At 33.5% G+C, this 21,040-nt stretch carries 11 protein-coding genes, 2 rRNA genes and 1 pseudogene (1 of these 14 running past the window's edge); 9 read left to right on the forward strand and 5 right to left on the reverse strand.

What is annotated here, in order from left to right:
* A 23S ribosomal RNA gene (locus BMSBPS_RS03650) occupies window positions 1-2,373 on the forward strand; it begins 540 nt to the left of the window's first position.
* A gap of 125 nt (window positions 2,374-2,498) precedes the next feature.
* Window positions 2,499-2,614 (forward strand): 5S ribosomal RNA (gene rrf, locus BMSBPS_RS03655).
* 786 nt (window positions 2,615-3,400) lie between these two features.
* On the opposite strand, the gene accC is transcribed toward rrf, so the two are convergent.
* Genes accC through aroQ form a run of 3 tightly spaced genes read right to left on the reverse strand, consistent with a single transcriptional unit; the run spans window position 3,401 to window position 5,688 of the window.
* Window positions 3,401-4,741 (reverse strand): acetyl-CoA carboxylase biotin carboxylase subunit, encoded by a 1,341-nt coding sequence (gene accC, locus BMSBPS_RS03660; protein WP_022564249.1) that lies wholly within the window; start codon window positions 4,739-4,741, stop codon window positions 3,401-3,403.
* Between the two features lie 12 nt (window positions 4,742-4,753).
* Window positions 4,754-5,212, reverse strand: coding sequence for an acetyl-CoA carboxylase biotin carboxyl carrier protein (accB, locus tag BMSBPS_RS03665; protein WP_044169956.1), 459 nt, complete (start codon window positions 5,210-5,212; stop codon window positions 4,754-4,756).
* 20 nt (window positions 5,213-5,232) lie between these two features.
* Window positions 5,233-5,688 carry a type II 3-dehydroquinate dehydratase gene (aroQ, locus tag BMSBPS_RS03670; protein ID WP_022564251.1) on the reverse strand — a complete coding sequence of 152 codons (456 nt, stop codon included), beginning with the start codon at window positions 5,686-5,688 and terminating at the stop codon, window positions 5,233-5,235.
* A 1,286-nt stretch (window positions 5,689-6,974) separates the two neighbouring features.
* Between aroQ and mreB the strand changes: the two genes are divergently transcribed.
* The 7 genes and pseudogenes from mreB (at window position 6,975) to mdh (ending at window position 16,586) form a co-directional block, all read left to right on the forward strand.
* The gene (gene mreB / locus BMSBPS_RS03675) at window positions 6,975-8,018 is read left to right on the forward strand and encodes a rod shape-determining protein MreB (protein ID WP_022564252.1); all 1,044 of its coding nucleotides are present in this window, start codon (window positions 6,975-6,977) and stop codon (window positions 8,016-8,018) included.
* A 52-nt stretch (window positions 8,019-8,070) separates the two neighbouring features.
* Window positions 8,071-8,931: pseudogene (gene mreC / locus BMSBPS_RS03680) on the forward strand (rod shape-determining protein MreC); the annotation flags it as partial.
* Window positions 8,932-9,042: 111 nt separating this feature from the next.
* Window positions 9,043-9,531 (forward strand): rod shape-determining protein MreD, encoded by a 489-nt coding sequence (mreD, locus tag BMSBPS_RS03685; RefSeq protein ID WP_022564254.1) that lies wholly within the window; start codon window positions 9,043-9,045, stop codon window positions 9,529-9,531.
* Between the two features lie 446 nt (window positions 9,532-9,977).
* The gene (gene tldD, locus BMSBPS_RS03690; protein ID WP_022564255.1) at window positions 9,978-11,426 is read left to right on the forward strand and encodes a metalloprotease TldD; all 1,449 of its coding nucleotides are present in this window, start codon (window positions 9,978-9,980) and stop codon (window positions 11,424-11,426) included.
* Window positions 11,427-11,739: 313 nt separating this feature from the next.
* Complete coding sequence (gene aaeA / locus BMSBPS_RS03695; RefSeq protein WP_044170071.1) at window positions 11,740-12,633, forward strand: p-hydroxybenzoic acid efflux pump subunit AaeA; 894 nt, start codon at window positions 11,740-11,742, stop codon at window positions 12,631-12,633.
* A gap of 16 nt (window positions 12,634-12,649) precedes the next feature.
* Window positions 12,650-14,593: an FUSC family protein gene (locus tag BMSBPS_RS03700; RefSeq protein WP_046201220.1), complete on the forward strand. Its 1,944-nt coding sequence runs from the start codon at window positions 12,650-12,652 to the stop codon at window positions 14,591-14,593.
* Between the two features lie 1,057 nt (window positions 14,594-15,650).
* Window positions 15,651-16,586 carry a malate dehydrogenase gene (mdh, locus tag BMSBPS_RS03705; protein ID WP_022564258.1) on the forward strand — a complete coding sequence of 312 codons (936 nt, stop codon included), beginning with the start codon at window positions 15,651-15,653 and terminating at the stop codon, window positions 16,584-16,586.
* A gap of 26 nt (window positions 16,587-16,612) precedes the next feature.
* On the opposite strand, the gene mscM is transcribed toward mdh, so the two are convergent.
* The gene (mscM, locus tag BMSBPS_RS03710) at window positions 16,613-19,957 is read right to left on the reverse strand and encodes a miniconductance mechanosensitive channel MscM (protein WP_071880135.1); all 3,345 of its coding nucleotides are present in this window, start codon (window positions 19,955-19,957) and stop codon (window positions 16,613-16,615) included.
* Window positions 19,958-19,979: 22 nt separating this feature from the next.
* A complete protein-coding gene (gene asd / locus BMSBPS_RS03715; protein ID WP_022564260.1) occupies window positions 19,980-20,873 on the reverse strand; it encodes an archaetidylserine decarboxylase in 894 nt (297 codons plus the stop codon).
* Window positions 20,874-21,040 lie beyond the last annotated feature (167 nt).

The raw sequence follows: 21,040 nt of genomic DNA on the forward strand, positions 1-21,040 counted from the left end.
GCACATTATATTAGTGTGTGACTGCGTACCTTTTGTATAATGGGTCAGCGACTTATATTCTGTAGCAAGGTTAACCGTATAGGGGAGCCGTAGGGAAACCGAGTCTTAACTGGGCGTTGAGTTGCAGGGTATAGACCCGAAACCCGGTGATCTAGCCATGGGCAGGTTGAAGGTTGGGTAACACTAACTGGAGGACCGAACCGACTAATGTTGAAAAATTAGCGGATGACCTGTGGCTAGGGGTGAAAGGCCAATCAAACCGGGAGATAGCTGGTTCTCCCCGAAAGCTATTTAGGTAGCGCCTCGTGAATTCATCTTTGGGGGTAGAGCACTGTTTTGGTTAGGGGGTTATCTCAACTTACCAAGCCAATGCAAACTACGAATACCAAAGAATGGTACCACGGGAGACACACGGCGGGTGCTAACGTCCGTCGTGAAAAGGGAAACAACCCAGACCGCCAGCTAAGGTCCCAAAATCATGATTAAGTGGGAAACGATGTGGGAAGGCATAGACAGCCAGGATGTTGGCTTAGAAGCAGCCATCATTTAAAGAAAGCGTAATAGCTCACTGGTCGAGTCGGCCTGCGCGGAAGATGTAACGGGGCTAAATCGTGTACCGAAGCTGCGGCAATAGTACACCATGTGTATTGTTGGGTAGGGGAGCGTTCTGTAAGCTGTTGAAGGTGGACTGTGAAGTCTGCTGGAGGTATCAGAAGTGCGAATGCTGACATGAGTAACGATAAAGTGGGTGAAAAACCCACTCGCCGGAAGACTAAGGGTTCCTGTCCTACGTTAATCGGGGCAGGGTGAGTCGACCCCTAAGGTGAGGCTGAAAAGCGTAGTCGATGGGAAACAGGTTAATATTCCTGTACTTGATGTTATTGCGAAGGGGGGACGGAGAAGGCTAGATTATCTGGGCGACGGTTGTCCCAGTTCAAGCGTGTAGGCTGACTTTTTAGGCAAATCCGGAAAGTTAAAGCTGAGGCGTGATGACGAGTCACTAAGGTGATGAAGTAATTTATGCCATGCTTCCAAGAAAAGCCTCTAAGCTTCAGATAATATGAAATCGTACCCTAAACCGACACAGGTGGTCAGGTAGAGAATACCAAGGCGCTTGAGAGAACTCGGGTGAAGGAACTAGGCAAAATGGTGCCGTAACTTCGGGAAAAGGCACACTGGTATTAGGTCAAGGGATGTACTCCTAAGGTCGAAACCAGTCGAAGATACTAGCTGGCTGCAACTGTTTATTAAAAACACAGCACTGTGCAAACACGAAAGTGGACGTATACGGTGTGACGCCTGCCCGGTGCCGGAAGGTTAATTGATGGGGTAAACCGTAAGGGGAAGCTCTGGATTGAAGCCCCGGTAAACGGCGGCCGTAACTATAACGGTCCTAAGGTAGCGAAATTCCTTGTCGGGTAAGTTCCGACCTGCACGAATGGCGTAATGATGGCCAGACTGTCTCCACCCGAGACTCAGTGAAATTGAAATTGCTGTGAAGATGCAGTGTACCCGCGGCAAGACGGAAAGACCCCGTGAACCTTTACTATAGCTTGATACTGAATATTGAGTCTTAATGTGTAGGATAGGTGGGAGGCTTTGAAACATAGACGCCAGTTTATGTGGAGCCGACCTTGAAATACCACCCTTTAATGCTTGATGTTCTAATGTAGACCCGTAATCCGGGTTGCAGACAGTGTCTGGTGGGTAGTTTGACTGGGGCGGTCTCCTCCTAAAGAGTAACGGAGGAGCACAAAGGTTGGCTAATCCTGGTCGGACATCAGGAGGTTAGTGCAATGGCATAAGCCAGCTTAACTGCGAGAGCGACGGTTCGAGCAGATGCGAAAGCAGGTCATAGTGATCCGGTGGTTCTGAATGGAAGGGCCATCGCTCAACGGATAAAAGGTACTCCGGGGATAACAGGCTGATACCGCCCAAGAGTTCATATCGACGGCGGTGTTTGGCACCTCGATGTCGGCTCATCACATCCTGGGGCTGAAGCAGGTCCCAAGGGTACGGCTGTTCGCCGTTTAAAGTGGTACGCGAGCTGGGTTTAGAACGTCGTGAGACAGTTCGGTCCCTATCTGCCGTGGGCGTTGGAGAATTGAGGGGGGTTGCTTCTAGTACGAGAGGACCGAAGTGAACGCACCGCTGGTGTTCGGGTTGTCATGCCAATGGCATTGCCCGGTAGCTATGTGCGGAAAAGATAAGTGCTGAAAGCATCTAAGCGCGAAACTTGCCCCAAGATGAGTTCTCCCTGAGGTTTTAAACCTTCTGAAGGGATGTTGAAGACGACGACGTTGATAGGCTGGGTGTGTAAGTACAGTGATGTATTGAGCTAACCAGTACTAATATCCCGTGAGACTTAACCTTACAACACCAGAGGTTTTTAGTGATAGCAGAGAAATTTTGCTTATTCATATACATTGCAATGGTACTATGTTGACAATTTAGTATATTGCACTTATAATATAAAAGTTAAGTTAAATAAAAATTTGCTTGGTAGATTTAGCACGGTAGACCCACCTGATCCCATGCCGAACTCAGAAGTGAAATGCCGTAGCGCCAATGGTAGTGTGGGGCTTCCCCATGCGAGAGTAGGGAACTGCCAGGCATACAGAAAATAAATTGCTAGTATTGTATTACAAAATCGCTTCATTGTTCTTGTAAAGCATGCTTTACAAGAACAATGAAGCGATTATATTATACTTAAAATATTTGATATAAAATTATTGGGTTTTTAAATAGATCTAAAATGTTATACCTATACCAATCAATTTACGATTTATCTGAAATGAATTGAAAAGATGACCAGTGCTTTATATATTTTAAGTTTTTATTTGTTATCTTTGTTAATTTGAAAAATATATTTTGTTACTTTTGATAAATCAGATCTTCGTCGTTCATCAAACATTTAATCTATCTTTCGTTTAAATAAAATAAGAAAACGATATCATAATCCTCCATCTCCATTAGCATATTTTAGGTAACATTTCTTCTCTATATATTGAATTAGTACTCATAATACTAACATAGATGGAAATATTCTTTTAAAATTTCAGTGTTTTTTATATTAAGTTTAAAATAGACTGACAAATCAAGCTAACACAACATCTTGTATTATGTTCTTTATTTATTCTTGTTAATTTTTTATGAAAATATAGCAATATTTTTCAATTTATTAATTAGTAAATAATGAAACATCCAAACATAAAAACATTCATTTGCATTTTTATAAACCTCCTCTGTTCATTTACATATAGAATTATATGCATAATAAACAAACGTTAATTTATTTAAATAAAAAACACTAAGTATAAAGCATTCAATTAACTTGTTTAAATATAACATGTTACTCTTAATAAAAATTTTATAAAATTTACTAATAGTAAGTATTGTTTTATAAATTGAGTTTACGTTCTAAATAATGAATATCAGTACAACCATGATTAAAATTTTTATCAAACATGATTTTTAATTGCAATTCAATATTAGTTTTAATACCATCAATAATTAATTCTGCTAGAGCATTTTTCATCCGAGAGATTGCTATGCTACGATTTTCGCCATACGTGATTAGTTTGCCAATCATTGAATCATAGTATGGTGGAACACTATAACCGGAATATATATGTGATTCCCAGCGTACACCAAACCCACCTGGTGCATGAAAACGGGTAATCTTTCCTGGACTAGGCAAAAAAGTTTGAGGGTCTTCAGCGTTGATGCGACATTCTACTGCATGACCGCGTATGACTACAGCGTCTTGCTTAATCGATAATGGTTGACCTGCGGCAATACGAAGTTGTTCTTTAATTAATTCTATCCCAGTGATCATTTCAGTGACTGGATGTTCTACCTGAATACGAGTATTCATTTCCATGAAGTAAAAATTATCATTTTCGTATAGAAACTCAAAGGTACCTGCGCCGCGATAACCAATTTTGATACAGGCAGTTGAGCAACGTTCACCAATATAAGATCTCAGATCTGATGTAATGCCTAGAGCAGGTGCTTCTTCAAGTACTTTTTGATGTCGTCGTTGCATCGAGCAATCACGATCTGCTAGATAGATAGCATTACCTTGCCCGTCAGCCAGTATTTGAATTTCTATATGGCGAGGGTTATTAAGGTATTTCTCCATATAAACAATATCATTATGAAAAATAGCTTTTGCCTCTGTTTTAGTTATATGAATAGAGTCCTCCAATTCTTGTTCAGTACAAACAACTCGCATTCCACGACCACCACCGCCACTGGATGCTTTGATAATTACTGGATAGCCAATTTGTTTTGCAAGTGCAAAATTTTTTTTCATATCTTCAGGTAAAGGGCCATTAGAACCAGGGATAGTAGGTAAACCTACTTTTTTCATTGCATCGATAGCAGAAACTTTATCTCCCATTAAACGTATAGTATCTGCTTTTGGTCCAATAAATATAAAACCAGAACGTTCCACCTGTTCAGCAAAATCAGCGTTTTCAGAAAGGAAACCATAACCAGGATGGATTGCAACTGCACCGGTAATTTCAGCAGCAGAGATTAAAGCAGGTATATTGAGATAACTTTTAATTGATTGAGGTGGCCCAATACAAATAGCTTCATCTGCTAATAGTACATGTTTTAACTCGCGATCTACTGTAGAATATACTGCTACGGTTTTAATACCTAATTCTTTACAAGCACGTAAAATACGCAATGCAATTTCACCTCGATTAGCAATTAAAATTTTATCCAGCATGTTTGTACCTCGTTATTCGATGACCATCAAAGGTTCATCAAATTCAACTGGTTGTCCATTTTCTACTAAGATCGATTTTATAATACCTGATTTATCAGCCTCGATCTGATTCATCATTTTCATTGCTTCAACAATACATAAAATATCACCTACATTGACTTTTTGACCAATTTCTATAAAACTTTTACTTTCTGCATGAGAAGTTCGATAAAATGTACCAACCATAGGAGAGCGTACAATGTATTCGCTGATTTGCTGTTGAATTTTTTCACTTACTACAGGAGTGTTTGTTACCGTGCAAGATGCTCGTGGCACTCCAGATGTAGCATAATTTTTTTGTATAATAGGATAATTAAAGTTACCAGATGAACGGCTGATACGAATAGATTCTTGGCCGTCAGAAATTTCTAGCTCAGTAATACCAGATATTTCTACTAATTTAATTAATTTCTTAATTTTACGAATATCCATGAATATGTTTCCATACTCCATTAATAGGAATTTAATAGGCGTTTAATTGCAGTTTCTAAAGCCCATATGTATCCATCACTACCAAGTCCACATATAATTCCTTCAGATATGTCAGAAAGATAAGAATGATTGCGAAATAATTCGCGTGCATATATATTGGAAAGGTGCACTTCAATGAAAGGAATTTTTACTGCTAATAATGCATCACGTAACGCAATACTGGTATGTGTGAATGCAGCAGCATTAATAATTATATAATCTATGTTATTACTTCGAGCTGACTGGATACAATCAATAAGTTCACCTTCAGAATTTGATTGTAAATGAATCAATTTTACATTATGTTGATTAGCTTTGTGGGTTAAATCATTAACTATAGCTGGTAAATTTGTATCACCATATTTATCAGTTTCACGTATTCCGAGTAGATTTAGATTAGGTCCGTTTAAAAGTAATATATGAAATTTGTAAGCCATTTTACTGCTATCTCCTACAATGAATTAAGATAGTAATTAATGATTATAGATATCTTTTTTTACTCTATCTATCTTATTTAAAAGGTTTTTTACAAAATTAAATATTTATGAATTTTGTATTATATTTTACTACTGAATGAGACCTGTGCATATAAAACAAATTCATTGAATCTAATAAATAAATTAATTATCCAAATCATGATAGGTGTAATTTTCATATGCGCCTTATTTATTTTGATAGTAATTCGTCCTAACTATAACAATTTTAACAACTTTATTTAATAAAATTCTTAAAAACTAATTTAATTATTAAATGTAAGTTTAAGCATTCTTATCTTACATATTTTTTAGTAGCTTTAGGCATATCCACAAAATAGCAAGTGTATAATATATTCGCTGTCGTAAAGCATATTTTATTTACTAAACATACAATTTAATATTGGGTTACATAAAATTAATACTGTAATTTAATTTTACATAAAGTAAACGTATGAAAATTCCAGTAGATTAAGAAATTTGAAGTAAGAAACATTTAGCTTTAATTAGTATTATTGCTATTCTATTAATTTATCGGGATTTAAAAATTTTGTATATTTTGTATATCTTTATTAACAATTAGAAAAAAAGGAAGATAGCTGAACCAAATCAATTAGTATTTTTATTAGGTAGTTCACTGTATGTATAATTTCGACTTCATATTTTTGTTAGATATTAGAATATATTGTATTACTTAATATTGACGATTATAACTTATATATTAAGCAATTTATTATACGTTTGATTATAATTTCAATTTTATTTTTTTTATTGATTTTAATTTATTAGCTGATAGTAAAATATCTTAATTAAATTTGAAAATATGTATAATAAATAATTTAACGTTTTTCGTGTCATTATAAATCTTACAGATGCTAATATATAGAAAAAGTGATTTTTTTGTGCTACAATTATCCGGTGGTTTTTTTTAAAATTAAATTCGAAATATTGTTGTCTTTTAGGATCTTAAAGTATATTGTTAACTGATATTACTTATGATTATTTCTGCTAAGATTTATATAGTTTATTTAAAGCGTAATATTGATCTTTAATTTAAGGAATCTCTTTTAAAAATTAAATTGACATGTTAATCAACTTAATAAGGATGAAATGCTAAATATGTAAGTAAACACAACAAATTTTATATATGCTTAGGATATTTTTAAAAATAGCATGCCTTGTAATCACTTTATTTAATGACTAAATAAAGTGGGTTTTTTCTCTGCCAGTTTTTAGGATTATTGGTTAGTATGTTTAAGAAATTTCGCGGCATGTTTTCTAATGATTTATCCATTGATTTGGGTACCGCTAATACCCTTATTTATGTAAAAGGACAAGGGATCGTGCTAAACGAACCTTCCGTTGTTGCTATTCGTCAAGATCGAGCAGGTTCTCCAAAAAGTGTAGCCGCTGTTGGTTATAATGCAAAGCAAATGCTAGGTCGCACACCGGGCAATATTGCGGCTATTCGTCCTATGAAAGATGGCGTTATTGCCGATTTCTTTGTAACTGAAAAGATGCTTCAGCATTTTATTAAACAAGTGCATAGTAACAATTTCTTACGTCCTAGTCCAAGAGTATTGGTATGCGTTCCTGTCGGTGCAACGCAAGTTGAACGTCGTGCAATACGCGAATCTGCGCAAGGCGCAGGTGCGCGGGAAGTTTTTTTAATTGAAGAACCCATGGCTGCAGCAATTGGTGCTGGTCTACCAGTTTCGGAGGCGACTGGTTCAATGGTTGTTGATATTGGTGGAGGCACTACTGAAGTAGCTGTTATTTCATTAAACGGTGTTGTGTATTCTTCTTCTGTGCGCATTGGTGGTGATCGATTTGACGAAGCACTCATTAACTACGTGCGTCGTAATTACGGTTCGCTAATTGGTGAGGCGACTGCAGAGCGTATTAAACATGAAATTGCTTCCGCGTATCCAGGAGATAAAATGCGAGAAATAGAAGTACGAGGCCGTAATCTAGCAGAAGGTGTTCCGCGTAGTTTTACATTAAATTCCAATGAAATTTTAGAAGCATTACAAGAACCATTAAGTGGTATAGTAAGTGCTGTAATGGTTGCATTAGAGCAGTGCCCACCGGAGCTTGCATCGGATATTTCTGAGCGAGGTATGGTTCTAACAGGAGGTGGTGCTCTACTACGTAATTTAGATAGTTTATTAATGGAAGAAACAGGTATTCCGGTTGTAGTAGCCGAAGATCCTTTAACTTGTGTGGCACGTGGCGGAGGAAAAGCTTTAGAAATGATAGATATGCATGGAGGTGATTTGTTTAGCGAAGAGTAATAATTTTTTAGTTGCTTACATTCTATAAAATATATAGGACATCGTGTCTGTAATGATTGTTAAACCATTTTTTAAGAGAGGGCCTTCTTTACAGCGTCTTTTTCTGGCTATAATAATGGCTATTACCATTATTGTTGTTGATAGCCGTGTTAGCTGTTTTACTTACATCCGATCTTTTTTGGGCACATCGGTGAGTATATTTTATTTTTTAGCTAATGGATCAAAACAATTATTTGATATTATTTCTGAGATATTAACTTCTCAACAAGATCTCAAATTGGAAAATGAAGCACTACGACATGATCTTTTTTTGAAAAACAGTGATTTACTTATGCTAAAGCAATATCAACAGGAAAATGCAAATCTTAGAAATTTGCTTGGATTACCTTTACGTCAAGGCGAAAAAAAAATGGTGGCTCAAGTAATTTCTATGAGTACTAGTTCTTCTACTGCTCAGATTATTATTAATAAAGGAAGCATGCATGGCGTGTACGAAGGTGAACCAGTTATTAATGATAAAGGTGTTATAGGACAAGTAGCTGGAGTAAATAGTATAACTAGCCGTGTGTTGTTAATTTGTGATGTATCACATGCATTACCAATTCAAATATTTCGTAATGCCTTTCAAGCTATAGCGGTTGGTAAGGGTTACAATAAAGATTTACATATAGAACATTTACCTAATCATGCAGATGTTCAAGTTGGTGATTTATTAGTTACCTCAGGACTCGGTAGTCGTTTTCCTGAAGGTTACCCTGTAGCTTTTGTTTCTTCAGTGGAAATGAATGATCAAAAAAGTGCTTTTGCGATTATTCATGCACATCCGATAGTTAATTTGCAATGTCTTCGTTATTTATTATTATGGAATCCTAAGCATAGAAATAATGACGCATTATCACTTGATAGAATTCATTAATAGGTATTAAACAATTTAGCAAGAATGATCTATAAAAAATAGATTTTTTTATTTTTTAAAAAAATTATCTAAAAACAATATTCCTATAAACATGTACGGTAATTAGTTTTGACGCAATATTATAATTGTAAAAATTGGGTTATTTGGTTGTCTTTTTGTATTGCTCTAATTTTACAATCTATATCATACCCACAAGAAATTCATATGTTTCGACCTTTTTGGTGTTTGCTAATTCTTATTTATTGGGTCTTAATAATACCACATCAAATCAATGTAGGTTCTGGTTTTTTATTAGGTGTAGTTATTGATTTATTAGAAGGGTCTACACTTGGTATACACGCTTTATCGTTTAGTATTATTGCGTATGTAGTTGCTTTTAAAAATAATGCATTTAAAACTTTGGCGTTATGGCAGCAAGCATTAATAGTGTCATTACTTTCTATTTTAGAAAAAATCATTGTTTTTAGTTCAGAGTTTTTAGTTGTTAATCTTACCTTTCAACCAGAAATGCTTTTAAGTAGCGTTATAAATGGCATACTTTGGCCTTGGATTTTTTTATTATTAAGCAAAATTCTTCATCGATATAACTTATATTAAAAATAAAGCATTTTTTAGGAAGTTTAGAATTAGAAAAATACTACGCATTGTTAAATACGTTTATACATCATATAGTAAAGTTACTATTGTTTTTTTTAACAAACTTAAGATGACATACTATGCGCATATTATGAAATCTAAAATAAAAATCTAATTTCAATTTTTTATCAATTAATATATCAGCATAATGGATAATGGTTATAAAAACTATTTTAAATATTACATATATTTTGATACCTTAATATAGCAATATAGCGCTAATTTAAATTAGGTCAATCAGCTATTTTTATAATATTAGGTATTATTGCGCATATTCTTAGTTTATTTGCACTTAAATGTATATCAAATTACTTATATCAGATAACTGAAATAAGTTAAGCAATATATTATTATATACAATTTGCTACATTTATATGGTTAATTATATTCAATTATGAGTGAAAAAAATGACTTTAAGTTTAGTACATGAACAGTTATTAACTGTTAATAATATTAATAATCACAACCTTTCTTGCTCGCTAGAAAAGCTTGCCGAACGTCGAATAGACTATGGTGATCTTTATTTTCAGTCTAGTTTACATGAATCGTGGGTGTTAGAAGATAAAATTATTAAAGATGGTTCCTACCATCTTGATCAAGGTATTGGTGTTCGTGCTATCAGCGGGGAAAAAACAGGATTTGCTTATTCTGATCAAATTAGCATGCATGCTTTACAAGAGTCGGTCGACGCTGCACGTAGCATTGTAAATGAGCAAGGTGATTCTAAAATATGTGTCTCGCTAGAAAATGTATTGAAAAATTCTCTTTATGCGTCTATTAACCCACTGGATAGTTTACAGTGCGAAGATAAAATTGCCTTGTTATATCGCATTGATAAAGTAGCTCGTTCTATTGATCCATGTGTAAAAGAAGTTTATGTAAACTTAAGTGGTGTATACGAACAAGTATTAATTGCATCAACGGACGGCACATTAGCGACTGATGTACGTCCCTTAGTGCGCTTATCAATTAACGTGCAAGTAGAATATGGCAATAAACGAGAATCAGGTTCGAGTGGTAGCGGTGCGCGAACTGGTTACGAATTTTTTTTGAATGACGAAAATGGTGATGTACGTGCTGATGTGTTAGCACATGAAGCAGTGCGTATAGCTCTAATAAATCTTTCTGCAATTTCTGCACCGGCTGGTCTTTTTCCTGTGGTATTAGGTGCAGGTTGGCCTGGAATACTATTACATGAGGCAGTTGGCCATGGTTTGGAAGGTGATTTTAATCGAAGAGCAACGTCAGTTTTTAGTGGTAATATAGGAAAATTAGTAGCTTCTGAACTCTGTACTATAGTTGATGATGGTACTATTAAAGGTTTATGTGGTTCAGTAGCAGTGGATGATGAAGGTGTACCAGGTCAATACAATGTTCTTATTGAGAATGGTATTTTAAAAGGGTATATGCATGATAAACTTAATGCATATTTAATGACGATGAAACCAACAGGTAATGGTCGTCGCGAATCTTATGCTCATCTACCGATGCCACGTATGACAAATACTTACATGCTAGCTGGTAAATCTACTCCTCAAGAAATTATTGAAAGTGTTGACTATGGGCTTTATGCGACAAACTTTGCTGGTGGTCAAGTCGATATTACTTCTGGTAAATTTGTATTTTCTACATCAGAGGCATATTTGATTGAAAAAGGTAAAGTTACCAAACCAGTTAAACATGCTATGTTGATAGGATCAGGTATTGAAGTAATGCAAAATATTTCAATGCTTGGTAATGATTTAGTATTCGATAAAGGGATTGGAATTTGCGGAAAAGAAGGACAAAGTGTACCAGTAAGTGTAGGCCAACCTACTTTAAAATTGGATAAACTTACGATAGGTGGAACTAATTAAAATGATTCATCATAACTATAATCATTCCAAAATATATCGTTACAAATTTACTATTATATTATGATGGTCTTTTAAAAATCATCTGTTTAAGAAAACATCTTACCTTTATATATAATTTAATACTACCTAAATAAGTACTAATGATGTTATAAAATGATGCTAATTATCTAAAGATATAATTAAATATACCAATATTGATGTTCTGTTGATTATCTTTAATTATATAGCATATATACCCTATACTGTTCAACTATTTTGTTGGAGGATTGAAGTGAAAGTACTAACTCTAGCAAAAAAAATCGCGCGCTACATAATGATATATACTTTAATTATTACTACCGCGGTCATTATCTTTCGAATCTGGATTTTCTACACTGAGTCACCTTGGACGCGTAACGCTAAATTTTCTGCTAAAATCATAGCTATTTCACCTGACGTAACAGGATTTATCACTGATGTAAGAGTCCGTGATAATCAATTAGTAAAAAAAGGGGACACAATATTTTTAATTGATTGTCTTCGTTATCAAAAAGTACTTGATAAAGCTCAAGCTAATGTTGCATATTACCGAGCTTTAGTAAAAAAAAATTTAAAATTAATGCAATCTAATCAAGTTAATCATGCGATTTTATCCTGTAAAAATTTTGAACAGGCTTACAATGATCTATTAGCTAACAAATGTCAGTTACTAAAAGCAGTAGCTACACGTGATTTAGCATTGATTGATCTAAATCATACTACTATTAGAGCACCCTCTGATGGTTGGATAACCAACCTTAACGTCTATCAAGGTGAGTTTATTACTCGTGGTTCCGTTGCCGTTGCATTAATACAACAGCGTTCATTTTATGTGCAAGCATATATGGAAGAAACGAAATTATATGGTGTGCATCCAGGTCTTCGTGCTGATATTATCCCATTAGGTAGCAACATTATACTTCATGGAACTGTTGACAGTATTGCAGCAGGTATAACTAATAGCAGTAGCAGTATAGACAGTAAAGGTATGGCTAATATTGACTCAAATATTGAATGGGTACGTTTAGCACAGCGTGTTCCAGTACGTATTCATCTCGATAAACAATTAGAAAAACATTTTGTGGCAGGGACAACTGCTACTGTAATGATTCATGGTGTCAAAGCTCCTCGAACTAAAATAGTCCCTATGATGATACAATTCTTTAATCGATTACATGAATTTGGTTAAGGATGGAGATTATGTGGTGATAGATTTTTTACGTTTTCCCGTAAAATTAACCTTTTCATTGTTATTATCACTTATATTAAGCCTGTATCTTGATTTTGGAACATCACGTTGGGCACTAATAACTACTACTATTGTAGTAGGAAGTGTTGCTTTCGATACAGGCGGTAATCCTTACTCAGGGACTTTACGTTACCGAAGTATACTACGTATTATCGGCACTATCATTGGTTGCATTGCAGCATTTGTTATTATTATTTTTACAGTTCGAGCACCAGTTGTAATGTTGTTATTATGTTGTTTATGCGTAGGCTCATCTATTTGGCTTGCTTCTTTAATTAAAGTTGAAAATGTATATGCTCTAAGTTTAGCTGGTTATACTGTTCTAATCATTGTTATCAGTGCCAATAGCACTGGCAACTTAACAGTTGCACCACAATTTGTAGTAGATCGTTGTAATGAAATTTTATTAGGTATTGGATCTGCTATGTTTTCGGATAGAATTTTCGCAACTAGATCAATGAAAAAATTTGTTCATCAAGAAATTGATGACTTATTAGTTAAACATTGCAGATTATTTCAACTTTATTTTATAGATAATAAAAATAAAAAAAAAATCAAAGCAGCCTGGTATAGCTTAGCATGTCGTACTATTTCATTAAATGACAGACGGAGTCAACTAATGATGGAATGCATTCGTTGGAAGATTACTAGCCGTCGTCTGAAAATGCTTAATGTACTATCTTTAACTCTTCTTACCCATCTTGCTGAAAATTTTTCAAATCAAAATAACTATTACGTATCATCTTTTTTTTATACCTTATGCACAAAAAAAGTGAATAATATAAATGATGCACAAAAATATATTAAATTAATGTACAAAATGATTTCTATAAAAAGAAACACAATGCCACAAATAATAACAAGCTGGTTTAATACGATAATAAAATATTTGTTTTTTATTGGTAAATTAAAAAATAATAGTAGTATCAATCCGCTAGAAAAAAGTATTTTAGATAATATTGTAATCCTAGAGACAAGATGCCTTGAAAGTCGTCATATAATGATTAACTCGCTGTATGCCTTTTTAATAGTTGCGTTGAGTTTAATATTTTGGCTTTATACAGGTTGGAAAGCTGGTGGCGGATTTGTAGTAATGTTAGCAGTAGTTATTACTCTGGCTATGTGTATGCCAAATCCGATAATGATAGCGAAAGATTTTTTATACGGCATGGTACTATCTATTCCATTAAGCATGCTGTATTTTTGCTATCTTCTTCCTGCTACACAACAAAGCATTTTTTTACTTTTTATTGCTATTGGTATATTAGGTTTTATCGGTGGTATTTTTATACAATGTCGTCAAATTGGTACATTAGGATCGTTAATCGGTATGATTAATTCATTGGGATTATCTAATCCCATGAAATTTAAATTTAATGTATTTTTTAATAATGCAATAGGACAGTGTCTAGGTAGTTGCTTAGCAATAGTAGTCATTATATTAATTTGCAACAAATCTAAAAGATTTACTGATCATCAATTAGTCAACTCATTTATGTGTATTACATTAATGGAAATGATTAATTATAAAATGGTTAATCGTGAAAATCGTTTGATAACCTTATATAAACAATTGTTGCTTTTTATAGAAAATTTTCCTAGAGATCTTAAAAAACACTATATAGCACTAAAATTTATTATTGGATATCAGTATTTTTATAATGTTGAAATGCCAATTAATACTGATTTATCAATTTATCTCTATCAAATTGGTTGTAGGATCAACTACATTACTTCTACTGTTAATTGTAAAAAACGTATTTATCATTTCAAAGTTCTTTTAAAAATGCTAATTCTCTATCAAGAACAATTAAGATACCATAATGCAACCGAAAGTGCAAAAGCAGCGGTACAATATATCGTATTTATATTAAAAAAATATCAAAAAAATCTTATATAAAAATCGTAACTTAATTTTTTATTTAATAATTAATACTTATTGAAATTTTCAATATAATTTAATATTAAATTATATTAAAAGTTATAGATTGTATTTCAATTACTTTAATAATATCTCATGTTGATTACATGATTATAAAAAATTATATATTTCACGAACTCATTAATTACTTTATTTTTTGCTAATCTTGCGTGTTATATATACTCAACATGGTTTATTGTTAATCATCTATTCTTCATAGATTTGCCACGTATAAATATATTATAATTCTTAGATTCTTAGAAAAAGATCTTAAAAAAAATAACTTTGAAATCATACTAACTCTATAAATTAGATAATACTGTAATGAGTTGATTCTGTATTAACATAGTTGACATATAGTAATAAAAATTATGTTTTTATTGCATACAATGTATACAAATCATATCAAAGTAAAAATTTTTTACTAACTATTACAAGTTTAATACTGCTTAACTAAAATTCAACTTCTAATTATATGATTTAATTCTAGAACATGCGTATTTTTTTCTTACTCAATATATTTTAAAAGGCTAACAATGAATTGTGTCATTCTCAACATGCATATTAAATATAAATTTAGTAATTTTTATATTTAGTTTAATACCTCAATCCGTATCTAAGCAAAATATTACTACTAGCATTTATATTAAAAATATTTTTAGAATCAGCAGATAGAATGAACATTCTTCTTAGATTTTCGTATAACTTAGTAAATTTAATTAACATATTTAAGATATTTTGGAAAAATAGATACATATCATTGCAAGTTTTTTATTAGAAATAATAATTATATTTTTAAAATTAAAAATATAATTATTATTTCTAATAAAAAATGTTAAACATCGTTATCAAATTTATCATATTATATGAATAGCATTATAGAAATTGAAGAAGAGACAATCATTACAAAATTTTTGATAATTAAACTAGTATAATTTTATTATTAGTACTATAACTATTTTTTACATAAGTCATTTAATATATGTAATGCTCTCTTTAACCTTATCTATTATGATCAATAATCAAGGGAATTCAAATGAAAATTACTCTTCTCGGTGCTGCTGGTGGTATTGGCCAAACACTTTCTTTATTGCTGAAAATTCAATTACCCTCAGGTTCATCTCTTTCTTTATATGATATTACATCAGTAATTCCTGGTTTAGCTATTGATTTAAATCATATCCCTACAGGGGTCAAGGTTGAAGGTTTTAATGGAGCATATGCTATACCGGCTTTGCGAGATGCAAATATAGTACTAATTTCAGCAGGTATAGCGCGAAAACCAGGTATGGATCGTGCTGATCTCTTTCATGTTAATGCAAAAATTATTTATGATTTAATGAATCAAGTTGCTAGTATTGCACCGAAAGCATTAATTGGCATTATAACTAATCCAATAAACAGTATGGTAGTGGTTGCGGCAAAGGTATTAAAAAAAGCAGGAGTATATGATAAAAAGCGACTTTTTGGTATTTCTACACTAGATATCATGCGAGCAAATACTTTTGTTGCACAGTGTAAGAATAAACAACCAACAGAGATTGAAGTTTCAGTTATCGGTGGACATTCCGGTATTACCATTCTACCATTATTATCACAAATAAAAAATATACATTTTAGCAATCAAGAAGTCATTGATCTCACGAGACGTATTCAAAATGCGGGCAGTGAAGTTGTAAAAGCAAAAGCAGGGGCGGGTTCGGCAACGTTATCTATGAGTCACGCAGCAGCACGTTTTAGCCTCTCTTTAGTCCGTGCACTAAGAGGAGAAAAAAACATAGTAGAATGCGCCTATGTAGAAGGAAATGGAGAATATACAAATTTTTTTGCACAACCGTTATTATTAGACGAAAATGGTATCGCTGAATATCTTCCTATTGGAGTATTAAGTACATTTGAACAACTAACACTTAACAACATGTTAGAAACATTGAAAAAAGAAATTAAGCAAGGTGAAGAATTTGTAAGATAAAAATCTACCTTTTGATTAATTGATAATCATAAACTACCAGATTTAAAAACTTGATTTGTAGAAGATATGCTATTATTAGCAACTCCTGCTTTTTGTTCGATATTTTCAATACGTATTTGAAATGGTGGAAATGGCATTTCAATATTATTTTTTTCAAAACCGTGCAAAATTAATTGATGTAATTCATGACGTAATGGCATTCTATGTCCCATTTCAGCTGCATATACACGTAATTCAAATAATTGAATCCCTTGTTGTAAATCAACAAGAAACACATCGGGCATAGGCGTATTCAGCACATATGTACAATGAGCGGCTGCTTCTTTAAGCAGTTTTGTTATTTTATTACTATTTATATTCGCCGGTGCTGGAATAGTAAGCACTACTCGTGTGACCGAGTCCGAAAGTGACCAATTAACAAATTGTTCTGTAATAAATGCCTTATTAGGAACAATAATTTCTTTTCGATCCCAGTCAGTAATCGTGGTAGCACGTGTATTGATACGTGTAATATTTCCTGTGAGATCGCGAATTGTTACCGTATCATTAATACGAATCGGTTTTTCAAATAAAATAATTAAACCAGAGATAAAATTAGCAAAAATTTCTTGTAAACCAAAACCTAATCCTAATCCTAAAGCTGCTACAAGCCATTGCAACTTTGACCATTCAATACCAATCATTGAAAACCCAATTAAACTACCAAGTAACATTAATAGATATTTAGTCAACGTTGTAATAGCATAACCTGTGCCTGGTGATAAATTAATATGTTGTAACAGAACTAATTCCAATAATGCAGGCATATTACGTACCAATTGAGTGGTAATGATCAGTACTAAAATAGCTATTATGACAGCACCTAGTGTAATAGGTTGCAAACTTTTTACACCTTGAATGGTAGTACTAGCATCCCATAGCTCAATATTATCCAAAAAACTAAAGGCAGAATGGATTTCTGACCATAATGCAATTACGGATACAAAAGCTATCAGTGTGAGGATCGAACGCACAAGACGTAACGATTGAGCACTAATCTCATCAAGATCGATAACCGGCTCTTCAATTTCAATAGTATCAGAATTATTTTGCATTTGCTGTTCTTTTGCTTCTTCACTGCGTGCACGATTTGCTAAGATCTCAGCACGTCGTTGACGAGCACGGTCAAAAGCAATTCGACGTCGTTGAATTAACATCCATCGACGAATAATATAATAGACAATTAATAGAAAAAACCAAATTCCAACAGAGGTTTCCAAACGCGCTAACAATGCTTGTGCTGTTGTTAAATATCCAATTCCAGAGGCAAGTGCTGCAAGAAGTGGAATACCTATCATTATATTCCATAAAATACGGTTAACAAGATTATCGCCATTTCCTTCTTCATCGAGATAGAGTGGTATACCAGAACGTTTCAAACTAACAGTAACAATACTAAGTGCACCACAAATTAGCATAAAACACAGACGACCAAGCGATGCAGAAAATTGTGCATCGTCTAAATGAGCAAAAGTAATTAATAGCATAATTAATGGTACAATCAAGCCAACCGTAAGTGAATAGTAACGTGTAGCACGAACTACACTCATTTGAGGCCAACGGAAATGCACCAAAAATAATCCATCATGACGAGCAAAGGAAGCACTAATCATAAATGCCCAGAGCAATGGCAGGGTAGCAGTAATTCCCTCTCCAATAGCCATAGCAAACGGATAAGGCCAGGCATGTTGTAACCCATAGCCTAGTGTTGCCCAAAGAACAGGTAATGGCAAAGCAACCAAAATCGACCAAAATACAGTACGTAATGTCAGACCGAAATGATCCTGTGTAACTTTTCCCACTCGGTTAGCGGCACGTGCAATAAAATCATTATAATGTCGGCGCGAACTAATACTTATACCAACCAATAAACTCGCACCAATAATTGGAAGCACTGTTTCTTTTCTAGTAAACATCATTACTAAAGATTTACCAACTTGATCTAAGGTATCTAGCGATAATAAACGCCTTAAATCCTGAACAACTTGAACAGGATAATCAAATCCTATTGATCTGACATCTGCTGTCCAAAAAAGATAACGATGCGTTGCTTCTTTAACTTCACTTAATGCATCTTGTAATTGCGTATTTGATACTTTCAGCTTAGTGATTTCTAAAATTAATGTATCACAACCAGAAATCAATGAATTTAATAATTCATGCTGAATTTTAAGTTGAGCTTTAAGAAGCTTTTTTTGTTCTTTGGTAAAAAATCTACCATGATCCTGCTTCTCTTTTTGCAATACATGTTGACGATCAATCAAATTTTCATAACGTAGTCTTTGAACGCGGAGTTCACCCATCTCGTTATCGATTTGTTGTGACTTGGGGACTTCGGGTAAGCGAGATACCTGTGCACGTAATGCTTCACCTAATAGATTAGATGCACTTAAAAACTGCGATTGTTCACGTAGTGTACTTAATACCTGTAATACCTGTAAAATTTGATTTGTGGCTAAGCGCTGTCGAGAGGAAACTAAATCCATACGTTCTGCTTGCTGATTAAGATCAGAAGATAACTCACGATTAACACGAAATTGATCGCCGATTAAATGCGGTAAATTCTTAGTATTCTCAGCTAGTTGTTCAGTACGTTCGAGTGCTAATTCAGCTTCATGTTGACGTTGATTATTAAGTTGATTACGTAGTTTCTGTAAATAGTTGTCTAACTGGACCATTTTTTTTTGATGTACTTCAGAACGCATGCGAGCTAGTTCTTGTCGATTATTTGCTGACAATTGGGCTAATTCCAATGCATCTAAATGTGCTTTATTAGCGGCATTTTCTGCTTGATGTGCGTATATTTTTGCCTGAGCTAATGGTGTATTTAAAGATATTAAGCCTTTTTTTATACGGTGTTCGCTATCTACCATAGCCCGTCGTGCTTCAGTTTGTTGCTGTGGTAATTGCGATAATGAATTACTAATCTCACGTGCGCGATCTTGTTCTTGCTGTGCTTGGCGACTTTCTTCCAAGAGTTGACTGCTTACTTGCAGCATCTCCTGATCTAGTTCTGCATGATTCATGTTATCATGCACTATTTTAGTTTTGCCATTTAAATTAATAATCTGTTGTCGTAATTCACTTATTAATTTAGGAAAATCATCAATGACTTGTTGATACTGTTTAGTAAGTTCAATGGATTCATCTCTTTCAGAAAGAAACTTGAGAGCTGATTCTATAGATTGAATTTGCTCATTTTGAAAAAGAGTATTTTTAGCAGATTTGGCTATGCTTAACTCCTGTTCAAGTTGACTTATACTCGGAACATTTTCGTAAGCAGCAGATGTGCTAAACATAAAAAATAATAGTAAACATAAAAAAGCATACACTAAAGAATTTCTCAAAATTATTTTATGAAACGTGAAGAATGTTAATATGTTGAGATAATGCCACTGCTAAAGGTTGACCAAAATAGATTTTATCTTCTGGTTTCAGATTTTTTATTAGCTTTATAGTATTAGGTGTAAATAAATTAATTACTGTTGAACCAAGTTTGAAACAACCCATTTCATCACCTTTTAATAGAATTATCGCATCTTTATGATCAGCTGTTGGATAATGCCAATGTTTGGCTATATCTTTATGCGGTGAAGTTACAGTTCCAGCCCAAACTGTTTCTATACTACCTATTATAGTCGCTCCGATAAGGATTTGTACCATTAAGCCATAATCAGTATGAAAGACACAAATCACACGTTCATTACAGCAAAAAAGATTGGGGATATTGCGAGTGCTGATAGGATTTACTGAGTATAATCTACCAGGAATATAGATCATTTCGCTCAACACACCTCTACACGGCATATGTACGCGATGATAATCTTGAGGTGAAAGATAAATATTGATAAATATACCATTTAAAAAATGAGATGCCAGTGCGTTATTACCGGCTAAAAGGCCTGCTAAGTTATAGTACAAACCTTTTGCTTGAAAAATTTGATCGCCTTTAATATGACCTAGTTGGCTAATAGAACCGTCCGCTGGCATAACTAAAAAGCAATTATTAGAATTGATACGTCGTGCATCTTTTTTTAACCGACGTATAAAAAAATCGTTAAATGTATCATAACTAGCTGTATTATAATTATCCGCTTCTCTGATATTAATTGCATAAAAACGAACAAAAATATCAATAATTTTTTTCGTAAGCCAGCCACCTTTATAATTTGCTGCCTTTCCCGCAAGTCTAGTTAACCATTTTTTAGGTAAAAAATAATTCAGAACAATACGAAAACGATCAAACACTGAATCCTCCAAGTTTGAGTGACAGATCTTTCAAAAAAATAAATAGACTGTAATATTGATTATGATAAACACCATAAATATTACGTTGGTGTATTAACTTTATCAAAAAATATAAATTTTTTTAATAATGTTTTTTACAGTGTAATATAAGATAAATATCTTTATAT

Source organism: Candidatus Pantoea carbekii (assembly GCF_000971765.1).
GTDB lineage: Bacteria > Pseudomonadota > Gammaproteobacteria > Enterobacterales > Enterobacteriaceae > Pantoea_A > Pantoea_A carbekii.

Bases quoted from the DNA above. Each gene is read 5' to 3' on its own strand.
- tldD (WP_022564255.1), top strand. From the start codon at position 9,978: ATGACTTTAAGTTTAGTACATGAACAGTTATTAACTGTTAATAATATT.
- mreB (WP_022564252.1), top strand. From the start codon at position 6,975: ATGTTTAAGAAATTTCGCGGCATGTTTTCTAATGATTTATCCATTGAT.
- mdh (WP_022564258.1), top strand. From the start codon at position 15,651: ATGAAAATTACTCTTCTCGGTGCTGCTGGTGGTATTGGCCAAACACTT.
- accB (WP_044169956.1), bottom strand. From the start codon at position 5,212: ATGGATATTCGTAAAATTAAGAAATTAATTAAATTAGTAGAAATATCT.
- aroQ (WP_022564251.1), bottom strand. From the start codon at position 5,688: ATGGCTTACAAATTTCATATATTACTTTTAAACGGACCTAATCTAAAT.
- aaeA (WP_044170071.1), top strand. From the start codon at position 11,740: ATGATATATACTTTAATTATTACTACCGCGGTCATTATCTTTCGAATC.
- accC (WP_022564249.1), bottom strand. From the start codon at position 4,741: ATGCTGGATAAAATTTTAATTGCTAATCGAGGTGAAATTGCATTGCGT.